Here is an 18,693-nt window from a genome sequence, read left to right as displayed (position 1 = left end):
AAGCAATGGTGAGCGCTAAACCCCCGCCACCGACGTCCACAAATCCGCGAGCTTGCGCTGCAGCGCCTGCCGGCGCGTCAGCGGCGCGGGCGTTTCCTCGTCCTCCGGCAGACGCAGGCCGACGAGGTTGACGCGGCCGCCGGAGATGCTGCGCGCGACCAGCACGATCTCGTCCAGCGGCAGCTCGGCGCCCTCCTTCGGCGCGCGGTCGAGATGGACGTCGAAATAGTCGGCGAGGGTCAGCTTGCCGTCATCCTCGCCGACCTTCACGCCGTAGATCTCGGCAAGCTCGGCCAGCGTGTGCTCGCCGGAGACCATGAAGTCGCCGAGCAGATGCGGATCCGGCGCCGAGCTCGGCTGCATGTCGACGAAGAAGCGGTCGAGCGACTCGGCCTTTTCCGGCGGGGCCAGCAGATAGATGTAGTCGCCGGGCGCGATCGGCTCGGCTTCCGTCGGGGTCAAGATGTTCTCATTGCGGATGACCAGCGTCGGCTTGGACCAGGACGGGATCAGACCGCGGCGGAAATACAGGCTCTTGGGCCGCACCGGATAGCCGACAAGTTGCTGCTCGAGCTGGCCGGGCAGATCCAGCTCGACGCGGCGTGGACCACGCTCGGCGCGCGGCAGCGCCACGTGCAGCTTGCGCGCCGCGGGCGCAAGCGTCCAGCCTTGCAGCAGCAGTGAGATGATGACGACGACGAAGGCGACGTCGAAATAAAGATAGGCCTTCGACAGGCCGACCAGCATCGGGATCGACGCCAGGAAGATCGCGACGGCACCGCGCAGGCCGGTCCAGGCGATGAAGATCTTTTCGCGCCAGTTGAAGCGGAACGGCGCCAGGCACACGAACACCGCGATCGGCCGCGCGACCAGCATCAGGACGAACGCAACCCCGACCGCCGGCAACACGCTGGTGCCGAGCCGGCTCGGCGAAACCAGCAGGCCCAGCAGCACGAACATCACGATCTGCGCCAGCCACGTCGCGGCATCCAGGAATGCCACCACGGAATTATGCGCGCGGGTCGGGCGGTTGCCGATGATGATGCCGGCGAGATAGACCGCGAGGAATCCGGAGGCGTGCATGATCTGCGAGCCGCCGAAGATCACGAGCGCCGCGGTCGTGACAAACGGCGCATGCAGGCCCTGCGGCAGCGCAACCCGGTTGAGCGCGACGACGACGAGACGACCCCCGAGGAAGCCGACGACGGCGCCCAGCACCGCCTCCTGGATGAACTCCATCGCCACATGGCCCGCCGAGCTCGATCCCAGCGAGATGTATTCGACCAGCATCAAGGTGAGGAAGATCGCGAAGGGATCGTTGGTGCCGGATTCGGCCTCCAGCGTCGCGCCGACGCGCGGACGCAGGCGCAGGCCCTGGGTGTGCACCAGCAGGAACACCGCAGCCGCGTCGGTCGAGGCCACGACGGCACCGACCAGCAGCGCTTCCGTCCAGTTGAGGTCGAGCGCGTATTTGGCGAACGGCGCCGTGATCAGCGCGGTCAGAAGCACCCCGACGGTCGCGAGCACAACGGAGGGCGCGAGCACGGTGCGGATGCTGGCAAAGCGCGTCTTCAGGCCGCCGTCGAACAGGATCAGGGCGAGCGCCACCGAGCCGACCAGATAGGTGGTGCGGACATCGTCGAACTGAAGCTGCCCGGGGCCGGAATCGCCTGCGAGCATGCCGATGGCAAGGAAGACGAGCAGCAGGGGCGCGCCGAAGCGCAGAGCAAGCAGGCTCGACAGGATACCGGCCATGACGAGGACGGCGCCGAGCAATATGGCGAGGCTGACAGAGTCGAGGGAAGCCATCCACCTTCCGGGTACAAATCGCTGGAATTGCATCCTTATCGTCGGCAGACTCCCACGCCAACCCATTTTCTCCCGCTCGCGGCAATCTGCCCGTATTTTGCGGCCTTAACGCGCTTCACTTAGCGGTGTATCGATGGCCCGGCGGCGCCCTTTGTGGAATTCTGCGCCGCCCTCGAATCAAATCCTCCCGCCTGCTTGCCGACGAGACCGATGGACATGGACCTCAAAGACTTCATGGAGTTCGTGCAGACCACCGCGCGCAGCGTCGGGGCGGAAATCTCCTCGCCCTGGTTCTACCTGCAATTCGGCCTGATCCTGGCCGCGGCCGGCATCGCCTATGCCGCGGAAGCCGGGGTTCGCAACCGCATCGACATGACAACGCTGGCGATACACTGGCCGCTGCCGCTCCGGCACTTCGCCCGGGTGATGGTCTCGAGCGCCTCGACGGCGGTGTTCACCCTGATGGTGATCCTCTCCCGCGTGGTGATGTATCACGCGACCTGGCCGAGCCGCAGCTATCTCCTGATGGTCGCCGCCAAGCTGGGACTGGCCTGGCTTGCGATCCGGCTCGTGACCTCGGTGCTGCGCAACGCCTTCATCGTCAAGCTGGTGTCTATCTCGGCGTGGTTCGTCGCGGCGCTGTCCATCATCGGACAGCTCGACACGACGGTCGAGCTGCTCGATTCCTTTGCGATCGTGCTCGGCGGCCTGCGGCTGACGCCGCTGCTGGTGATCAAGGCCGGCGCGCTCCTGCTCATCGCGCTCTGGGCCACCAACATCGCCAGCAATTTCGCCGAGAGCCGGATCAACTCGACCACCGATCTGACCCCGTCGGTGCAGGTGCTGCTGGTCAAGATCATCCGGATCGGGCTGCTGGCCATCGCAATCGTCATCGCGCTCGGCGCGGTCGGTATCGATCTCTCGGCGCTCGCGGTGTTCTCCGGCGCGGTCGGCGTCGGCATCGGTATCGGCCTACAGAAGATCGTCGCCAACTTCATCTCGGGCATCATCCTGCTTGCGGACAAGTCGGTGAAGCCGGGCGACCTCGTCACCATCGGCGACAATACCGGGCGCATCAGCGCGATGAAGACGCGCTATATTTCCGTCGCCGCCGGCGATGGCCGCGAATTCCTGGTGCCGAACGAGGACCTGGTGACGCAGAAGGTCGTCAACTGGACCTATACCGACAAGAACACGCTGGTGAAGATCGCCTTCGGCACCAATTACGACGCCGACCCGCGGCTGGTTTGCAAGCTCGCCGCGGAGACCGCGGCCGCCCATCCCCGCGCGCAGAAGGGCAAGCCGCCGAACAGCATCCTGACCGAGTTCGCGGAAGCCGGGATGAAGTTCTCGCTGACCTTCTGGATCGCGGACCCCGACGGCATGGATGGCGTCAAGAGTGACGTGATGCTGGCGCTATGGGAGGCCTTCAAGCGCGAGGGCATCCGGGTTCCCTATCCCGTCCGCGAGATTCGCGTCCGGGGCGGCGCCCTGCCGGTGGAAACCACCGTAGAAGTCCCGAATTAGGCCCTGTTTCGGGCGCAAGAGCCACACCTGACTTGCATGAGGGCCCGTGATCATTAGATTATGGCCCTGAAATCAAGCCCTTCCGCCGACATCGAGACCAGCCCCGCATGAGCTACGTCGAAGCCTCCGATACCTCCCTGCGCAAGACCGGACAGATCAAGCTGCACGGGCCGAGCGCCTTCGCCGGCATGCACAAGGCGGGCGCGCTGGTGGCGAAGTGCCTCGACGAGCTCACCGATATCGTCGGGCCCGGCGTGCCGACCGAGCGCATCGACCAGTTCGTCCGCGACTTCGCTTTCAGCCACGGCGCCTATCCGGCGACGCTGATGTATCGCGGCTACCGCTACTCGACCTGCACCTCGCTCAACCACGTGGTCTGCCACGGCATGCCCGGTGACCGTCCGTTGAAGGAAGGCGACATCGTCAACATCGACGTCACCTTCATCGTCGACGGCTGGTACGGCGATTCCAGCCGGATGTATGCGGTCGGCCCGATCGCCCGCAAGGCCGAGCGGCTGATCGAGGTGACGTATGAGGCGATGATGCGCGGCATCGCCGCGGTCAAGCCGGGCGCCACCACCGGCGACATCGGCCACGCCATCCAGAGCTTCGTCGAGCCGCAAGGCATGAGCGTGGTGCGCGATTTCTGCGGCCATGGCCTGGGGCGCATGTTCCACGACGAGCCGAACATCATCCATATCGGCCGGCCCGGCGAAGGCGTTCAGCTCAAGCCCGGCATGTTCTTCACCATCGAGCCGATGATCAATCTCGGCAAGCCGCACGTGAAGATCCTCTCCGACGGCTGGACCGCGGTGACCCGCGACCGCTCGCTGTCGGCGCAGTTCGAGCACTCCGTCGGCGTGACCGCGACAGGCGTCGAGATCTTCACGCTGTCGAAGCGGCACGGCGAGACGCAGATCGGGTGATGCCCGGCAGGACCGCGATGCGATCCTGCCATCCTGTTCGCCGGCGACGATCCGTCGTCAGAGGCGGACCTCTTACAGCACGTAGCCACCATCGATGGTGAGGCTGGCGCCGGTCATATAGCCGGATTCCGGGCCCGCCACATATGACACCAGCGCGGCGATCTCGCCGGGCTCACCGACGCGCTTCAACGGAACGATCTCTTTCAGCCGCGACACCATCGTGGCCGTCATGTCGGTCTCGGTCGGGCCCGGCTGGACGTTGTTGACCGTGATCCGGCGAGGCGCCAGGTCGAGCGCAACGCCGCGGACCAAGGAGGCAACGGCGGCCTTCGTCATGGCATAGACGCTGCCTCCCGGCGTCCCTGTCCGGATCGCCGTGTTGCTCCCGATCGTGATGATGCGGCCGCCGTCACGCATCTGCCCGGCTGCCGCCTGGATGGCCAGAAAGACGCCGCGGATATTCACATCGAGAATGAGGTCGAGGTCTTCCAGGCTGAACTGCTCGACGGGACCGAGGCGGAGAATGCCCGCGTTGACGACGACCGCATCAAGCACCCCAAGCCGGCTCACGGTCTCGGCGACGGCCGCGCGAATCGCGGCGGGATCGGCGCTATCGGCCTTGATCGCGATGGCCTTGCGGCCAGCGTTCTCGATCGCGGCCACGATTTCGGCGGCACTGTCCGGTCGCGACACGTAGGTTAGCGCGATATCGAACCCGTCCCGTGCGAGACGGACCGCGATCGCGGCGCCAATGCCGCGCGCTCCACCAAACACCAACGCGACTTTGCTGCTCATTTTCTCTCTCCTCTTTTTGAACGATCGTTCCAGATTTGACAAAAAAAAATTACCCGAGGGCGCGCAATGCGATTGCGCCGAGCGCCCGTAATTGGCGCGGCCTGGCGCCACCGCGCGCGGCGATTCGAATACCGGCAACATTCGCCAGCAGAAACTCGGCTGCGTCGTCGGCGTCGAGATCCCGCGCCACGTCGCCGTCGGCCTGCGCTTCGCGCAAGCGTTTCGAAACAGCGCCCTGGAGCGCGCGGCCTGACGCCGCATGGATGCTGGTGAGGTCATCCCGCGAGCGGCCGAACTCGCTGATCGAGCCGATGCCCAGGCAAGCCTCGTTCGCGTCGCGAACGACGCGGTCGATCATCGCCCTGAGGCCGTCAATCGCGCGCGGCGGCGCCCGCAGCGCGGCAAGATGGGCTTCGACCTCGCTGGCCGCGTAGCGGCGCACCGCGGCGCAATAGAGTTGCCATTTGTCGCCAAACGTATCGTAGATGCTCTGGCGGCCGATCCCCATGGCGTCAACAAGCATCGGCGTAGAGGTTCCCTCGAAACCGTGCTCGCGAAACGCACCGATCGCGGCATCGAGCGCCTCGTCCTGATCGAATTCCTTGGTCCTTGCCATGATACGACAATAGTTATTCTGGAACGAATAGTCAATTATCAAATGCAGCGGCATTGCCCGCGACATGGCGGGAAGCAGATCGGGTGATGCCTGGCTCGGCGGCCTAGTGGCGGCGCCGGAATGACGACGGCGGCCGCTTGTAGGTCGCGACAAATGCATCGTTGAATCTGCGAACGCTGCCGAAACCGGCGGCGAAGGCGATCTCCGACAATGTCATGCTGGTCTGGTCGATCAGACGCTTGGCTTCCTGCACACGGCGGGTCGCGGCGATCTCGCTCGGGCTCGCACCGGCGTGGCGCATGAACAGGCGGAGCAGATGGCGCGGCCCGACTCCCAGGACTTCCGCAAGGTCCATCATCGACGCGCGATCCAGGAATCCGTCATTGATCAGGCGCATCCCGCGCGCGACGGTGGTGGCCGTTCCCATCCAGGCCGGCGATCCCGGCGCGGTTTCCGGCCGGCAGCGCAGGCACGGGCGAAAGCCGGCGCGCTCGGCGGCAGCGGCGGTCGCATAAAAGGTGACGTTCTCGGAGCGCGCCGGGCGAACCGGGCAGACCGGCCGGCAGTAGATCCTCGTCGAGCGAACGCCGGAGAAGAACAGCCCGTCGAACGCGCGTGCCCGCGCCAGCCGCGCCCGATCGCAGGTGTCCCAGTCGAGATGCGGCGGCAGCGTTTGCCGATGTGCCGAGCCTGTTGCCATGGCGGAAGAATAGTTTCATCGCAGCCCGCCGAGTAGCTGGAATCGGACTCGATCGGGCGATGAGGTCCGAATCCAGCCAGCCTGCGCCACCACGCCGGATCATGGTCCCGGTCCATCCCGGAGCAGATTCGCAATGCACACGCAGGCCCAACAAACGACGTCAGGACAAACCACGCTCACGTTCGAGATCGGGCTCCTGCTCCTCCTCTCATTAATCTGGGGCAGCTCGTTCACGCTGATCAAGGTCGCAATCCCGACGATCCCGCCGTTCACGATGGTCGCCGCGCGCGTGACGATCGCGGCCATTCTCCTGATCGCGATCGCTCGCGCTCAGGGGCACGCTCTTCCCGCCCGGGGACCGGTGTGGGCGGCTTTCTTCGCGCAGGGGCTGCTACAGAGCGCGCTGCCGTTTACCCTGATCAGCTGGGGCGAGCTGCATATCGCAAGCGGTCTCGCCGGCGTGCTCAATGCGACCCCGCCGATGTTCGTGCTCGCGATCGCGATGATGACCGGACGCGGGCGACAGGCGATCAGCAGCCGGAAGATCATCGGCGTCGCGCTCGGTCTTGCGGGCGTCGCGGTGACGATCGGCATCGATGCGCTGTCCGCCTTGGGCACGACGGCCCCGCTGGCGCAGGCCGCCGTGCTCGGCGCAAGCCTCTGCTACGCGCTCGCACCGATATGGGGGCAGCGGTTCTCCGGCTTTCCCGCCACCGTCACGGCGGCCGGCGCCATGAGCTGTGCCGCGATCCTCATGGTCCCTGCCGCACTCGTCCTCGAGCGACCCTGGACGCTGGCACCGACTTCGCACGCGGTCGCGGCCGTCGTCAGCCTCGCGGTGATCTGCACGGCGCTCGCGATGGTGATCTATTTCCGCCTGATCCGCACGCTCGGCCCACTCGGCACGACCAGCGGCAGCTATCTGCGCGCCGGCTTCGCGGTGGCGCTCGGCACGGCATGGCTTGGCGAACGCTTCACCTGGTCGGCCCTTGCAGGCATGACGCTCATTCTCGCCGGGGTCATCGCCATCACGATGCCCCTGCCGGCGCGGCAGCGTGGTCTCGAACAGTGAGAGCGTCAGCGGGGCGGTCTCTTGGACCGCCCCCGAACCGCCGTTACCGATCAGGCGTGATTGACCTCGACGACCTCGCACAGGATCGTCTCGGCCTTCGACAGCGCCGCAAGGCTCTGGATGTACGGCGCAAATCGCGGATCCCGGCGAAAATTCTCGATGTCCCCCGCGCTTGCCCATTGCGAGTAGTTGATCGCGCGCCGGCCCTCCTTGCTGGCGTGGACGCTGGACGAGATGAACCCGGGCTGCTTGCTGAAGAAGGTCTCGGTGCCCTCCTTCAGCAACTGAACCAGCTTTTGCTGGTTGTCCGGCTCGACCGTGAAGACGTTGACGAGGGTCGTGACGTCGCTACCGGTGCGAATGGTCGCTTCCATTTTCGAACTCCTGTTCTGGCTGTGGGACGGCGCCGCTTGCGCGACGAGCAAGACGCCCGCTCCGAGGCCGGTGGCAACGAAGGCACGGCGCGACGGCTCAGGTCTGGTCCGGGACATTGATATTCTCCTGTTGCGGAAGATCGGCTGGCCACTCGACCGGCCAACAGCGCTGAGACGAACGAGGCAGGAGAACGAAGACAGCTGGTGTGAAATTTTTTCCGACGGCTCAATCGCCCCGAGCATAGGCGGCGCCGGGAATCCGGGCCGGCAACATCCTGACCGGCTCCCGGCGTTGCCGATGCGCGCGAACTCTGCTACCCGGAGCGCGCCGAAAAAGGCATGGCCGGATTGGTAAGCCCGGCCTGTTCCTGACTTGCCAGGAATTCTGCCACCGTCTCCACGGTAGGACCCACGGCCGGACAGAGTGACGCGATCGTCACGCTGCTCGGCGGGTCATGTCATCGTGTCAACTCGGCCGCCGCTCAGTGTGGAATCTCGTTCCGTCCGTTCCTTCACCTGACCGGAGAGCACCTATGCGACTGCAACATCTCAACCTCGTGACCTCGGACGTCACCGCGCTTGCCGCCTTCTTCCAGCGCTTCTTCCGCTTTGCACCCTATGCCTCGCGCGGCGAAGCCCTCGTCGTCCTGCGCAACAAGGAGGATTTCATCCTGACCGTGATGCGCGGCAAGACAGGCGAGCCGGCCGAATATCCCGCCAATTTCCATATCGGCTTCTACTACGACGAGGCCGCCGAGGTGGAAGCCAAGCACGCCGAGCTAAAGGCCGCGGGCCTCAACCCGAGCAGGATCGCCTCCATGGACCGTGGCGGCGGCGTCCGCGTCCCGCACTTCTATGTCACCGCGCCGGGCAATGTCCTGGTCGAGGTCTGCACCCCGCCGGGAGGGCTTTCGCCGTAGGCGGACGACGAGGCGCCGGCGGTCGTGCCAATGAGCGAGCCGCCGGGGCCGGACACTTCCCGGTTGCAAAACACGCGCCGTACGGCATGGTTATGCCTGATGCCCGCCAAGACCGACCACGACAAGAGCAAGCCCGAGGACGCGCCGCACTATCACGGCCATCGCGAGCGGCTGCGCGAGCGCTTCTACAGCGCCGGCGCGGATGCGCTCAGCGACTACGAGCTGCTGGAGATGGCGCTGTTTCCGGCGCTGCCGCGGCGCGACACCAAACCGCTGGCGAAAATGCTGATCAAGACCTTTGGCTCGTTCGCCGAGGTCGTGCACGCGCCGGTGGCACGCCTGCGCGAGGTCGACGGCATCGGCGAAGCCGCGATCCACCAGCTCAAGCTGATCGCGGCGGCGACCCATCGCGTCGCCAAGGGCGAGGTCAACAGCCGCAACGCGCTGTCGTCCTGGAACGAAGTAATCGATTATTGCCGCTCCAGCATGGCCTTTGCCGACAAGGAGCAATTCCGCCTGCTCTTCCTCGACAAGCGCAACCAGCTCATCGCCGACGAGGTGCAGCAAACCGGCACCGTCGACCACACCCCGGTCTATCCGCGCGAGGTGATCAAGCGCGCGCTGGAGCTGTCGGCGACCGCGCTGATCCTGGTGCACAACCACCCCAGCGGCGATCCCTCGCCGTCACAGGCCGACATCCAGATGACCAAGGCCATCATCGACATCGCCAAGCCGCTCGGCATCGCCGTGCACGACCACATCATCGTCGGCAAACAAGGTCACGCCAGTCTGAAGGGACTGAAGCTGATCTAAACGACGTCCCCTCTTGGGGGCTAAAGCGGACCTTACCGCGAACCTCGCAAAACGACGCGATTGCCCCAGAGCAGTCATCAGTCCCGCTGGCAACTCGAGGTTGTCCAGAGAGCACGGCGTAGATCCGTTGGATCAGCATTGTTGTCCCATGCGTGACTCGTAAGCGACAGCGGTCGGGATAATGGATTGCTGCCGCGATCGCCACAGATGCGGCGTCTTCGCACAACAATTCTGGTGCTCGTTGCCTTTCGCGATCGCGTGTGATCGGGCGCAACAAAATGGAACTGCGCAAGCCTTTGCGATTACTTGCCGGTCAGGCGCCGCGTCGGCACCCTCTGCGAGCACGGGTGCTTTCCGTTGTTCTGCCTTGCGTGATTATCATCGCCGCACCGCAAGCGGCCCGCGCTCAATGTACAACTGATCCCGTCAACGGCGGCATCCTTCAGAACGGCGGAACCTGCGTAGCCAATAATCCGGTGAGCACCGGTTTCAACATCGCGGTCAGCGCGTTGAACGGCGCAAACGTGACGACCAATGGCACGGTGTCGGCCAATGGTGGTGGAACAGGAATCCAGGCCACCACCAACGCCACGGTCACCGCAAACGCAAATGTAACCGCCGCCAGCACTGGCCTGATTGCGAACACCGGCGGCACGATCATCATTAATGCGATCACCCTGGCGAATTCTGGCGGCGGCGGCGCGGCCATGATCGCCACCACCGGCACGATCATCGCGAATAGCACGACCGTGAATTGGAACGGCGGCGCCGCGGTCGGGGTGGGCGGGGTAGTGCAGGCCACGGCGGGAGGTCTGATTCAATTCACACCTGGCTCGTCGATCAATCTCGCCGGTGGCTTCGGCAAGTTGATGACCGCCGACGGTGCGACAAGCCAAATCATCGCCAATGGTCTTTCCGTGAACATGGGTGTTTCGGGCGGCATGACCGCGGCTACGGCGCAGAACGGGGGGAGTATCCAGCTCGCGAGCGGCAGCAGCATCACGTTCGCCGGAGGCGGCGGGAATACCGGCCTATCGGCAACAGGGGCCAACAGTTCGATCACGGCGACCGATCTGAGCTTGTCGGTAGGTAATGGCGGTGGTGATGTCGGTGTGAACGCCGTGTCCGGGGGCCAGGTAACGTTGACGCGCGGCTCCGTTACCGTTCCGGGCATTGGCGGCGGGGAGATAGGACTTCGGGCGACGGGGGCGAACAGCCTGGTTACCGCAAACGATGTGGTCGTCAGCGTGACGGGAGGCGGTGGAAACGCTGGAGTGAATGCGACGACTGGCGGCACCGTTACGACGAGTGGTGGCTCGGTGTCCGTCGTCAACGGCGCGGGCGGGCTGCTGCAGAACGGCGGCAACGTAACTATGACCGGAACCGACGCGACCGCGTCAGGAAATGGCGGCTTCGGCTTTCTGTTCAACGGTAGCGGAAACACGTTGCAGTACAGCAACGCCACCATCGTGGCCAGCGCCGCCTCCTTCTCGGTGCAGGGCGCCGCGGCCAACATCAGTCTTAGTAATGCCGTCGCAGTAACAAATAACAACACCCTGCTCGAAACGGTGTCTGGAGCCAGCACGACGTTCAACGCACAGGCATCGACCTTGCGAGGGGTGATCACGACGGCGGCCGGCGGCATCAGCACAGTCACCCTTGCGCAGAATACCGTCTGGACGATGACGGGCAATTCGAACGCAACCAACCTGACCAACAACAGCAGTGAGATCATCTTCACCCCGCCGACCGCGGACCCCACACAACTGTCGAGCTACAAGACGCTGATTGCGAATAACTATGGGGGCGCAGGCGGCTCGATCACGCTCAATACTTTTCTCGGCAACGACACTTCGCCATCCGACAGGTTAGTCATCAACGGCGGCGCAGCGACGGGCTCGACAGCTCTCAGAGTATTGAACACGACCGGTCCCGGCGATCAGACCGTTGCGAACGGCATCCTTTTGGTGCAGACCGTCAACAACGCCACCACGGCGCCCGGCGCTTTCTCGCTCGCCGGCGAGGTGCGCGGCGGCGCTTATGATTACTTCCTGTTTCGCGGCGGCATTAACGGCAATGCGCCCCAGGATTGGTTCCTGCGCTCGACTTTCGATTCGGGGCCGACACCCCCGGACCCGCCGATTGTCCCGCCGCCGATCCTGCCGCCCGATCCGCCGCCGGACGGCCTGCCGCCCGGCTCCTACCCAATCATCGGGCCTGGACTTGCAACCTACGGGTCCGTTCAACCTATGGCCCGGCAAATCGGCCTCGCCACGCTTGGTACGCTCAACCAGCGAGTCGGCGACACAATGACATTGTTGAATGCGGGTGCCGACCCCAATGGCTGGGGCCGGTCAGACTGGGCGCGCGTTTTCGGTCAGCAGATCAACGGCCACTACCAGGCCTTCGCCGACCCGCGCACCGATGGCTGGCTGGCGGGCTTCCAAGGCGGAATCGATCTCTGGCGCGGCAGCACCATCCCCGGTCACCGCGACTCTGCTGGACTTTACTTCGCCTATACCCAGGCGCGGGCCGACGTGACCGGGCTGGTCACAAACCCGGCGGCCACTGGCTACATGCTCACCCACACCGGGACCAACGACATCCAGGCTTACTCGGCCGGCGGCTACTGGACACACTACGGTCCGACCGGCTGGTACCTCGACGCGATCCTGCAGGGGACGCTCTATCGCGGCAACGCGACGACGCAATTCACGCAATTGCCGCTCACGGGCGCCGGCTTCGTTGCTTCGCTGGAGACGGGCTATCCAATCCCGATGCCGCTTGGCCCAGGCTTCGTGCTCGAGCCGCAGGCCCAGATCATCTGGCAACGGGTCTCGTTCGACGAAGCCAATGACGGCCTGGGCCCGGTCGGGCTGGGCACGACGTCGGGTCCGATCGGACGGCTCGGCCTGCGCGGGCAGTGGAATACCACGAGCAGCAACGGGATGCTCTGGCAGCCTTATGCAGGCGTCAATTACTGGCGCAGCTGGGGCGCGGGAGCGGACACCACTTTTGGCATCGATCAAGTGCTGCTGCTGCAGAAGATGCAGACGGTCGAAACTTTCGTCGGCTTCACCGGCAAGCTCGACAAGAGCTACAGCGTCTATGCTCAATTCGGTTATCAATTCGAGGTCGGCAGCACGGTCAACGCGGGCCCGCAAGGCGCCAAAGGCACCGCGGGCATACGCTACAGCTGGTGAATAGGGTTTCATCAAGCTGCTTGCGATCTCTACGCGCAGCGAGGCCCGCATTCCGCGGCCTGCCGTATACACTATGTGCATGTCCGGATGCGGCCCTGTTTGGCCGCTTCCATGCGGCCGTCTTCGCTTGGTCACCAATGCCCCGGATTGGCAGCCTACAACGCGCCGATCGCCTCGGCTAAAGCATGATCCGGAAAAGTGCGCAGCGGTTTTCCCTCGCGACAAACGCGGAGCGCGTTTGCGCGGAGATCATGCTCAAACAACAACCTAAAGCGCGATGACGATTCATCCCAATCTCATCGCGCTTTAGGCAAGATGACTGGCCAGCCGGAAGGTCTCTCAGCGAGCTCGGCAGGGCGGGCCGATGATCACTTCCTTACGGCAGCGACCCTCTAAGGTCCGCGACACCAAAATCTACCGTGGCTCCGCCACCGTTCTCAGAAGTCGTCTGGGTGCGGGCCTCGCTGTGCGCTGACACAGCGATGACCCGGTCGCCTTTCTTCTCCGCCAGTCCGACATTTCGAGCGAGGATCGCGCCAAGCAAAAGCATCGTGACCATCAGCCCGCTCACGGACGCAGTCACATAAACATTGGACCAATTGCGCATCACTACACCACCCATGCGCATCGCCCCGGCCCGATGCAACATGCGTCGTTGAGTCGTTAGGCGATTTGGTGGCGCGGCAGTGGCGTTCTGGAGTTCACCTCACTTGTTACGCGGTGGCGGCCACTCGTTGCATGTTCGTGGCGAGCGGATTGCTTTGAGCAGCCTTTCCTGTGGACCGCCGCACTTCCATCACAGGAGGCAGCATGGACTCAGGCATACTCCGAAATTGCGCGGCTTGCTCTCCCGGCCGCGCGGATCTGGCCTGGAGCCCCGGCTGTTACGGTCGGGGCTCTCTTTGGAGCGGCTCTCTGAGACCGTTCAGCTTGGCCTCGGACGGCGGTCTTGGTGCTGCCAGTCGCCTAAGCCACTAACCCGATCACTAGCTCCGTCAGAACTGCTGACGTTGCTATCCGCTTCCGGGATTTCAGCGCTGTTCGTCTGGATCAGACATAGCTGTTTCTGCATCTCGACGAGGCGCGCGCGGCCATACTGCCACCGGATAAAGCCGCAGCCGCGCCGTGCTAATTGTTGCGCGCAGCTCAAATGACGACAATTCCGGGCTGCATCGTGCGCGTCGGACTGAAGCATCACTTGCGCTGATCTGTTTACGGCGACTTCCGCTTCTGGCCCGTCTCGGACCTCACGACGCCGAAGCAGAATGTCCGCCACTGAGGTGAGAGCTGAAGTCCGCTGATGGTCCCTAGTGAGTGAAATGGCTTATAAAGGCGCTTCCACGTGTTAACGTGATCATCACGAACGATCACTGCTTACAGTCCCCTGCTACTACCCAACCTAAAAAATCTATTGTGTGTTCAACGCATTACGTGAAGCGATAGATTCATCCACAATCACCCCTCAGGCGATCCCTCGCCGTCACAGGCCGACATCCAGATGACCAAGGCCATCATCGACATCGCAAAGCCGCTCGGCATCGCCGTGCACGACCACATCATCGTCGGCAAGAGCAGGCATGCCAGGCTGCGCGGGATGCGGTTGATCTAGAGCCTCAAATCAGATGACAAGGACACAATGAGCGACTGGCTGCACAATCTGCCGGTGCCTGCAATGGCGCTGGTGATCTTTGGATTCACGTACCTGCTCGCCGCGGCCATCTTCGCAGGCATCGCGCTGGTCGCAACGGAGGAGCGCGCGAAGTCGCTGAAGGCGATCTCGCCGGGCATGCTGCCGGTGCTCGGCATCATCTTCGGCCTGTTCGTCGCCTTCATCGCCGCGCAGGTCTGGGGCGACAGCGACCGCGCCAGCGCTGCGGTGAGCCGCGAGGCCAGTGCGCTGCGCAGCGCCGTGCTGCTGGCCGCCGGCCTGCCGGCGGAGCAGGAGACGAAGCTGCGCGGCCTGGTGCGCGACTATGTCGGGCAGGCCGTCGCGGTGGAATGGCCGATGATGGCGCATCAGGAGGTGTCGCTGAAGGTCACACCGCCGGCGCTCGCCGAAGCCCTGCAGTTCGTCGTTGCCATGACGCCGCAAGGCCCCGGGCAGGCGAATGTGCAGCGCGAGCTCATCGCCGCGCTGGAGCAGGCGCTGGACGCGCGGCGGCAGCGGATCATCGTCAGCCTCGCCGCAGTGAACCCGGTCAAATGGTGGTGCCTGTACCTCCAGGCGGCCTGCGCGCTGCTGGTGATCGGCCTCGTTCATTGCGACAACCGGCTGGGATCGGCAATCGCGATGGGCCTGTTCGCCACCGGCGTCGCCACCTCCGTGCTGCTCATCGCCGCGCATGACCGGCCGTTCGCCGGCCAGATCTCGATCCAGCCGGAGCCGCTGCTCCAGATCATGCCGGCAGACCCCGGCAAGAGTTGAGCAGAGCGGCCGCCCGAGAGGGCATCTCACCGGACGAGTTGCCATCCCTTCGGCGTCCAGCGCAGCAGCGTGCCGGACAGCGGCTTCGGGGCGCGCGCCATCATGTTCCGGGCCAGCGTCCGCAGCGCGTCGATCGCGGCACTGCCGTCTTCGCTTGCATAGAGCACGAGATCGGCCGACGGCGCCGCGACGATCAGGACACCGCCCTGGGCCTGCGCGAGCGGCGCCCAGCTGTCGATCAGCGCGAGCCGGCTGGTCTGATAATAGTCCCCCGTCAGCGTGCCAAACTGTCCTGATGGGACCGCTTTTGCAACGGTCGTGAGCGGCTTCACGCTGCTGCGCAGATTGGCGATGGCGATGTCGAAGACCTGGTCCTGCGTCAAGCCGAGCGCGGCACGATCCTTGTCGTTGAACACCTTGACCGCCCGCGGCGAGTCCAGCACCGGGACGATCACCAGCCCCTCTGCCAGGGGCCGCGTCTGCGCCGGGCCGCGCGCATCGACCTCCCGAAGCGCCTGCCGCATGTAGTCAGCCGAGCGCACGACCACGCGAAGGGCTGCTCGGGTCGGCGGATCGTTCCGGCTGCTCGCCGTTGCCTTGACGCCGCTGACATAGGCGCCGATCTCCCTGGCGCAGCCGCCCGTATTGGCCTTGCAGAAGGCGTAGATGCGGTCGATGTTGGTTTGCAGTGGACCGACCGACAGCGTCAGCGGTCCCTTGATCACGACCGGGGTGTCACGAATCTCGGCGCGGATACGCTCGGCCACGAAAGCCGTAAACGCGGGTTCGTCGGCTGGAATCTGTTGCGCCCGGGCAGCCCCGGCTCCGACGAGATCGCCGGCCACGATCGCGGCGATCAGCCACCGGCATATGCGAGATCGGATGCTCATGCGAACCACCAGCTCGGGAGAGCGGCTCGCCGGCCGATACTCACCCCTCCGCGTCCAATCTACTGCCGGGCGCCGTCAATCCTGTGGGCGCCGGCGGTTGATCGATCAATAGCAATAGCGTTGGCTGACCCGGACGTAATAGCCGTCGGGACGCTGCACATAACAGCCGCGCTGATAGGCGTAGTAACCGGAGCGGCGGCGCTCGCCCTCGGAAGCGATCGCAGCGCCCGTGCCGGCACCGACGACGGCGCCGATTGCGGCGCCGCGGCCTCCGCCGAGCGCACCACCGAGGATCGCCCCGCCGACACCGCCGATGATCGCACCGCCGATGGCATCCTGGGCTGCAGCCTCATGCGCCGGCATCGCCATCGCGACCGTCAGACATGCCGCGATTCCAAAACTTCCAATGCGAAGACCTCGAAGCATGCTCGCCCTCCCTGTGATGAGCCAGTCATAGCGCCGGAAGCGGATTCGGACCAGACAAATAGCCGGCAGCGCGGCTCGCGACGCCTACGCGATGGCGCCGGAGGCGCAGCGCGAAGACGGCTCAAACCATGCCGCGAGCGACGCACAGGCCGGCCAATCGGACGTCAGGGATAGATCCAGCGCTGCACGGCCTCGGCGGTGTCGGCCGGCGTGAAGTTGAAGCAGATCGCGGCGTCAGGCGCCAGTTGATGGACGAGGTTGAGCACCTTCTCGAACAGCAGCGGGCGCTCTTTCGGCTCGCGCAGCCCCGCGCCGATCACGATGCAGTCGAAGCGCTCGTCGCGCAGTGCGGCCGTGACGCCGGCTTCGGCGGTCGCGTCGAGATCGATCAGGCAGCTCGTGACCTCGTAGCCGAGATCACGCAGGCGCAGCAATTGCGCTTCGATGTAATGGCGCACGAGCTCCGGCGTGAGCTGCGGAATGCGCTGTAATCCGCACTGCCGGGTTCGATGCCGATCGCGAGGACGCGCTTGGCCATGCAGGGCTCCCTACCGCATCATCTAAAATGCTAACGGACGAACGACCTTGCCGGTTCCCCCACTGGCGGGTCGCGCCGCCGGCGAAGGCGCGGGTCCCGTCCTGCGGCACATTTTCCCGCCCAGGCTGTAAGCCATTTCACATGCGCCGGGCCGGCAACCTGCCACATTTGCCGGAGATCCCGTTGGAGTCACACCCCTATCACGGCGCCTCGTCCATATCTGACTTGCACGAAATTTCGATAATTCATCAATTTTCGGGAGCGGAAGATGGTCTCATTCGAGAATCTGAAAAGCGAGTACGAGCGGAATTGGTCCAATCTCGAGATCCGGCCTTCCCGCCTCGCCGACGCGAATGGAGTCGCGCGCAAGGCGATCAACGGCAAGGCGACCTATCAGCAGATCGAGCGGCTGACCGGAGTCCCCTGGTATTTTGCCGCGCTGTGCCACTACCGCGAATCCAACTTCGATTTCGACACCTATCTCGGCAACGGCGAAACGCTTCATCGCGTGACGAGCATCGTTCCGAAGGGGCGCGGCCCCTTTACCACGTTCGTGGACGGCGCCGTGGACGCGTTCAGAATCGAGAACTTCATCGGCGCCCACGACTGGGGCATCGCGCGGATGCTGTTCCGGCTCGAGGCGTTCAACGGCTTCGGCTATCACTCGAAGGGCTGCAATTCGCCCTACCTCTATGGCGGTTCGACGCTGTACGGCCCGCCCGAGGCGAGGGCCGGCAAATTCGTCCGCGACCACGTGTTCGACTCGAACCACGTCGATTCCCAGCTCGGCACGGCGGTGATCTTGCATGCGATGATGTCGCTCGATTCCTCGATCACCCTCGACGGTAGCCCGCAATTCGCCGGCCGCACCGAGCCCGAGGACGATGCCGCGTCGACGATTGTTCTGATGCAGCAGGCGCTCAACAAGCTCGGCGCCAATCCGCCGCTCGTCGAGGACGGCATCAGTGGACCGAAGACCGGGGCCGCGGTCTCGCAATTTCAGCAGCAGAACGGCCTGAGGGATACCGGGCTTCTCGACGGGGCCACGGTCGCGGCGCTCACGCGTGCAACGCAGGCGGGAGGCTCCCTGCCGAGTGGCGATATTTCCAAGGTCCTGAAGCGGCTGGAAGACCTCGCACAGTTGCTGCGACCGGCAGCCGGCGGCGTAACACCGGGAACGACGACACCGGGCAACACGCTGCCCGCCACCAACGATCCGATCAGCCTGTTCGAACGGCTCTTCTCCCTCATCAACAAGACGGCGCCCGTGCCAGGACCGGTCAGTCCGACCAACCCGGCCCCCGTCGATCAGTTGAAGCAGGTCGTCGACCTGCTCAGCACCTTGCTCAACAAGGACGGCAAGCCCATGCTCGGCCAGGTCAACGGCGCGCTCGGCGAGACCATCGGCAAGCTGCTCGACGGCAAGAAGACGGCACTTGGCATCGGCGGCTCGGTGCTCACTGCGCTGCTCTCTTCGGTGACCGCGAGCCCGAATGCAGGCGGTATTGCCGGACTGCTCGGAACGATCGTATCGGCGGTGCCGGGCCTCGGCCAGTTCGCGATGCCGATCTCGCTGGCGCTCACGGCCTGGGGCGTGCTCGGCAAGTTCGAGAAGTGGGCGCAAGGCACCGCGCCGCCGCCGAAGCCGACGACGTAAAG

Annotated in this window: 16 protein-coding genes and 2 pseudogenes; 9 read left to right on the top strand and 9 right to left on the bottom strand. The window is 64.8% G+C overall.

Annotated features, from left to right (window positions below; translation table 11 throughout):
• Positions 1 to 15: 15 nt before the first annotated feature.
• Entirely contained in the window at positions 16 to 1,809 is a 1,794-nt protein-coding gene (locus AB7290_RS03775) for a potassium/proton antiporter (protein WP_085402662.1), read from the bottom strand.
• Positions 1,810 to 2,019: 210 nt separating this feature from the next.
• Between AB7290_RS03775 and AB7290_RS03770 the strand changes: the two genes are divergently transcribed.
• Positions 2,020 to 3,336: a mechanosensitive ion channel family protein gene (locus AB7290_RS03770; protein WP_085402663.1), complete on the top strand. Its 1,317-nt coding sequence runs from the start codon at positions 2,020 to 2,022 to the stop codon at positions 3,334 to 3,336.
• Between the two features lie 107 nt (positions 3,337 to 3,443).
• A complete protein-coding gene (gene map / locus AB7290_RS03765; protein WP_063980716.1) occupies positions 3,444 to 4,262 on the top strand; it encodes a type I methionyl aminopeptidase in 819 nt (272 codons plus the stop codon).
• Positions 4,263 to 4,334: 72 nt separating this feature from the next.
• Here the strand turns inward: map and AB7290_RS03760 are convergent, their stop codons facing one another.
• The 3 genes from AB7290_RS03760 to AB7290_RS03750 form a co-directional block, all read right to left on the bottom strand.
• Positions 4,335 to 5,057: a 3-oxoacyl-ACP reductase family protein gene (locus AB7290_RS03760; protein ID WP_094184218.1), complete on the bottom strand. Its 723-nt coding sequence runs from the start codon at positions 5,055 to 5,057 to the stop codon at positions 4,335 to 4,337.
• Positions 5,058 to 5,106: 49 nt separating this feature from the next.
• Positions 5,107 to 5,673 (bottom strand): TetR/AcrR family transcriptional regulator, encoded by a 567-nt coding sequence (locus AB7290_RS03755; protein WP_085402664.1) that lies wholly within the window; start codon positions 5,671 to 5,673, stop codon positions 5,107 to 5,109.
• A 103-nt stretch (positions 5,674 to 5,776) separates the two neighbouring features.
• Positions 5,777 to 6,373 carry a bifunctional transcriptional activator/DNA repair enzyme AdaA gene (locus tag AB7290_RS03750; protein WP_085402665.1) on the bottom strand — a complete coding sequence of 199 codons (597 nt, stop codon included), beginning with the start codon at positions 6,371 to 6,373 and terminating at the stop codon, positions 5,777 to 5,779.
• Between the two features lie 133 nt (positions 6,374 to 6,506).
• Here AB7290_RS03750 and AB7290_RS03745 point away from each other — a divergent pair, with 133 nt between their 5' ends.
• Complete coding sequence (locus AB7290_RS03745; RefSeq protein WP_085402666.1) at positions 6,507 to 7,445, top strand: DMT family transporter; 939 nt, start codon at positions 6,507 to 6,509, stop codon at positions 7,443 to 7,445.
• Positions 7,446 to 7,495: 50 nt separating this feature from the next.
• Here AB7290_RS03745 and AB7290_RS03740 read toward each other — a convergent pair whose 3' ends face one another.
• Complete coding sequence (locus AB7290_RS03740) at positions 7,496 to 7,936, bottom strand: antibiotic biosynthesis monooxygenase family protein (protein WP_244623290.1); 441 nt, start codon at positions 7,934 to 7,936, stop codon at positions 7,496 to 7,498.
• Positions 7,937 to 8,352: 416 nt separating this feature from the next.
• Between AB7290_RS03740 and AB7290_RS03735 the strand changes: the two genes are divergently transcribed.
• The 3 genes from AB7290_RS03735 (at position 8,353) to AB7290_RS03725 (ending at position 12,755) form a co-directional block, all read left to right on the top strand.
• A complete protein-coding gene (locus tag AB7290_RS03735) occupies positions 8,353 to 8,739 on the top strand; it encodes a VOC family protein (protein ID WP_085402668.1) in 387 nt (128 codons plus the stop codon).
• Positions 8,740 to 8,838: 99 nt separating this feature from the next.
• Positions 8,839 to 9,552 (top strand): RadC family protein, encoded by a 714-nt coding sequence (radC, locus tag AB7290_RS03730; RefSeq protein WP_085402669.1) that lies wholly within the window; start codon positions 8,839 to 8,841, stop codon positions 9,550 to 9,552.
• Positions 9,553 to 9,830: 278 nt separating this feature from the next.
• Positions 9,831 to 12,755, top strand: coding sequence for an autotransporter family protein (locus AB7290_RS03725; protein WP_244623291.1), 2,925 nt, complete (start codon positions 9,831 to 9,833; stop codon positions 12,753 to 12,755).
• Positions 12,756 to 13,131: 376 nt separating this feature from the next.
• Here AB7290_RS03725 and AB7290_RS03720 read toward each other — a convergent pair whose 3' ends face one another.
• Positions 13,132 to 13,377 carry a hypothetical protein gene (locus tag AB7290_RS03720; protein WP_135215889.1) on the bottom strand — a complete coding sequence of 82 codons (246 nt, stop codon included), beginning with the start codon at positions 13,375 to 13,377 and terminating at the stop codon, positions 13,132 to 13,134.
• 825 nt (positions 13,378 to 14,202) lie between these two features.
• Here AB7290_RS03720 and AB7290_RS03715 point away from each other — a divergent pair.
• Both AB7290_RS03715 and AB7290_RS03710 read left to right on the top strand, forming a co-directional pair.
• Positions 14,203 to 14,364 (top strand): annotated as a pseudogene (locus AB7290_RS03715) (JAB domain-containing protein); the annotation flags it as partial.
• Positions 14,365 to 14,391: 27 nt separating this feature from the next.
• Complete coding sequence (locus AB7290_RS03710; RefSeq protein WP_085402671.1) at positions 14,392 to 15,180, top strand: bestrophin-like domain; 789 nt, start codon at positions 14,392 to 14,394, stop codon at positions 15,178 to 15,180.
• 26 nt (positions 15,181 to 15,206) lie between these two features.
• Here AB7290_RS03710 and AB7290_RS03705 read toward each other — a convergent pair whose 3' ends face one another.
• The 3 genes and pseudogenes from AB7290_RS03705 to AB7290_RS03695 form a co-directional block, all read right to left on the bottom strand.
• Positions 15,207 to 16,070, bottom strand: coding sequence for a hypothetical protein (locus AB7290_RS03705; RefSeq protein WP_244623292.1), 864 nt, complete (start codon positions 16,068 to 16,070; stop codon positions 15,207 to 15,209).
• A 105-nt stretch (positions 16,071 to 16,175) separates the two neighbouring features.
• A complete protein-coding gene (locus tag AB7290_RS03700; RefSeq protein WP_063980706.1) occupies positions 16,176 to 16,496 on the bottom strand; it encodes a hypothetical protein in 321 nt (106 codons plus the stop codon).
• Positions 16,497 to 16,660: 164 nt separating this feature from the next.
• Positions 16,661 to 17,034: pseudogene (locus tag AB7290_RS03695) on the bottom strand (hypothetical protein).
• Positions 17,035 to 17,302: 268 nt separating this feature from the next.
• Here AB7290_RS03695 and AB7290_RS03690 point away from each other — a divergent pair.
• Entirely contained in the window at positions 17,303 to 18,691 is a 1,389-nt protein-coding gene (locus AB7290_RS03690) for a peptidoglycan-binding protein (protein WP_085402672.1), read from the top strand.
• Positions 18,692 to 18,693 lie beyond the last annotated feature (2 nt).

It is taken from the genome of Bradyrhizobium sp. 613_E4_N2_2 (assembly GCF_052075995.1).
Lineage (GTDB): Bacteria > Pseudomonadota > Alphaproteobacteria > Rhizobiales > Xanthobacteraceae > Bradyrhizobium > Bradyrhizobium barranii.
Note: the sequence above shows the minus strand (reverse complement) of the source record. Positions and strands in the feature narration are given on the sequence as shown.

What these genes read in the sequence shown, in the direction of transcription:
- AB7290_RS03775 (WP_085402662.1), bottom strand. Translation starts at nt 1,809, where the DNA reads ATGGCTTCCCTCGACTCTGTCAGCCTCGCCATATTGCTCGGCGCCGTC.
- AB7290_RS03770 (WP_085402663.1), top strand. Translation starts at nt 2,020, where the DNA reads ATGGACATGGACCTCAAAGACTTCATGGAGTTCGTGCAGACCACCGCG.
- map (WP_063980716.1), top strand. Translation starts at nt 3,444, where the DNA reads ATGAGCTACGTCGAAGCCTCCGATACCTCCCTGCGCAAGACCGGACAG.
- AB7290_RS03760 (WP_094184218.1), bottom strand. Translation starts at nt 5,057, where the DNA reads ATGAGCAGCAAAGTCGCGTTGGTGTTTGGTGGAGCGCGCGGCATTGGC.
- AB7290_RS03755 (WP_085402664.1), bottom strand. Translation starts at nt 5,673, where the DNA reads ATGGCAAGGACCAAGGAATTCGATCAGGACGAGGCGCTCGATGCCGCG.
- AB7290_RS03750 (WP_085402665.1), bottom strand. Translation starts at nt 6,373, where the DNA reads ATGGCAACAGGCTCGGCACATCGGCAAACGCTGCCGCCGCATCTCGAC.
- AB7290_RS03745 (WP_085402666.1), top strand. Translation starts at nt 6,507, where the DNA reads ATGCACACGCAGGCCCAACAAACGACGTCAGGACAAACCACGCTCACG.
- AB7290_RS03740 (WP_244623290.1), bottom strand. Translation starts at nt 7,936, where the DNA reads ATGTCCCGGACCAGACCTGAGCCGTCGCGCCGTGCCTTCGTTGCCACC.
- AB7290_RS03735 (WP_085402668.1), top strand. Translation starts at nt 8,353, where the DNA reads ATGCGACTGCAACATCTCAACCTCGTGACCTCGGACGTCACCGCGCTT.
- radC (WP_085402669.1), top strand. Translation starts at nt 8,839, where the DNA reads ATGCCCGCCAAGACCGACCACGACAAGAGCAAGCCCGAGGACGCGCCG.
- AB7290_RS03725 (WP_244623291.1), top strand. Translation starts at nt 9,831, where the DNA reads ATGGAACTGCGCAAGCCTTTGCGATTACTTGCCGGTCAGGCGCCGCGT.
- AB7290_RS03720 (WP_135215889.1), bottom strand. Translation starts at nt 13,377, where the DNA reads ATGGGTGGTGTAGTGATGCGCAATTGGTCCAATGTTTATGTGACTGCG.
- AB7290_RS03710 (WP_085402671.1), top strand. Translation starts at nt 14,392, where the DNA reads ATGAGCGACTGGCTGCACAATCTGCCGGTGCCTGCAATGGCGCTGGTG.
- AB7290_RS03705 (WP_244623292.1), bottom strand. Translation starts at nt 16,070, where the DNA reads ATGAGCATCCGATCTCGCATATGCCGGTGGCTGATCGCCGCGATCGTG.
- AB7290_RS03700 (WP_063980706.1), bottom strand. Translation starts at nt 16,496, where the DNA reads ATGCTTCGAGGTCTTCGCATTGGAAGTTTTGGAATCGCGGCATGTCTG.
- AB7290_RS03690 (WP_085402672.1), top strand. Translation starts at nt 17,303, where the DNA reads ATGGTCTCATTCGAGAATCTGAAAAGCGAGTACGAGCGGAATTGGTCC.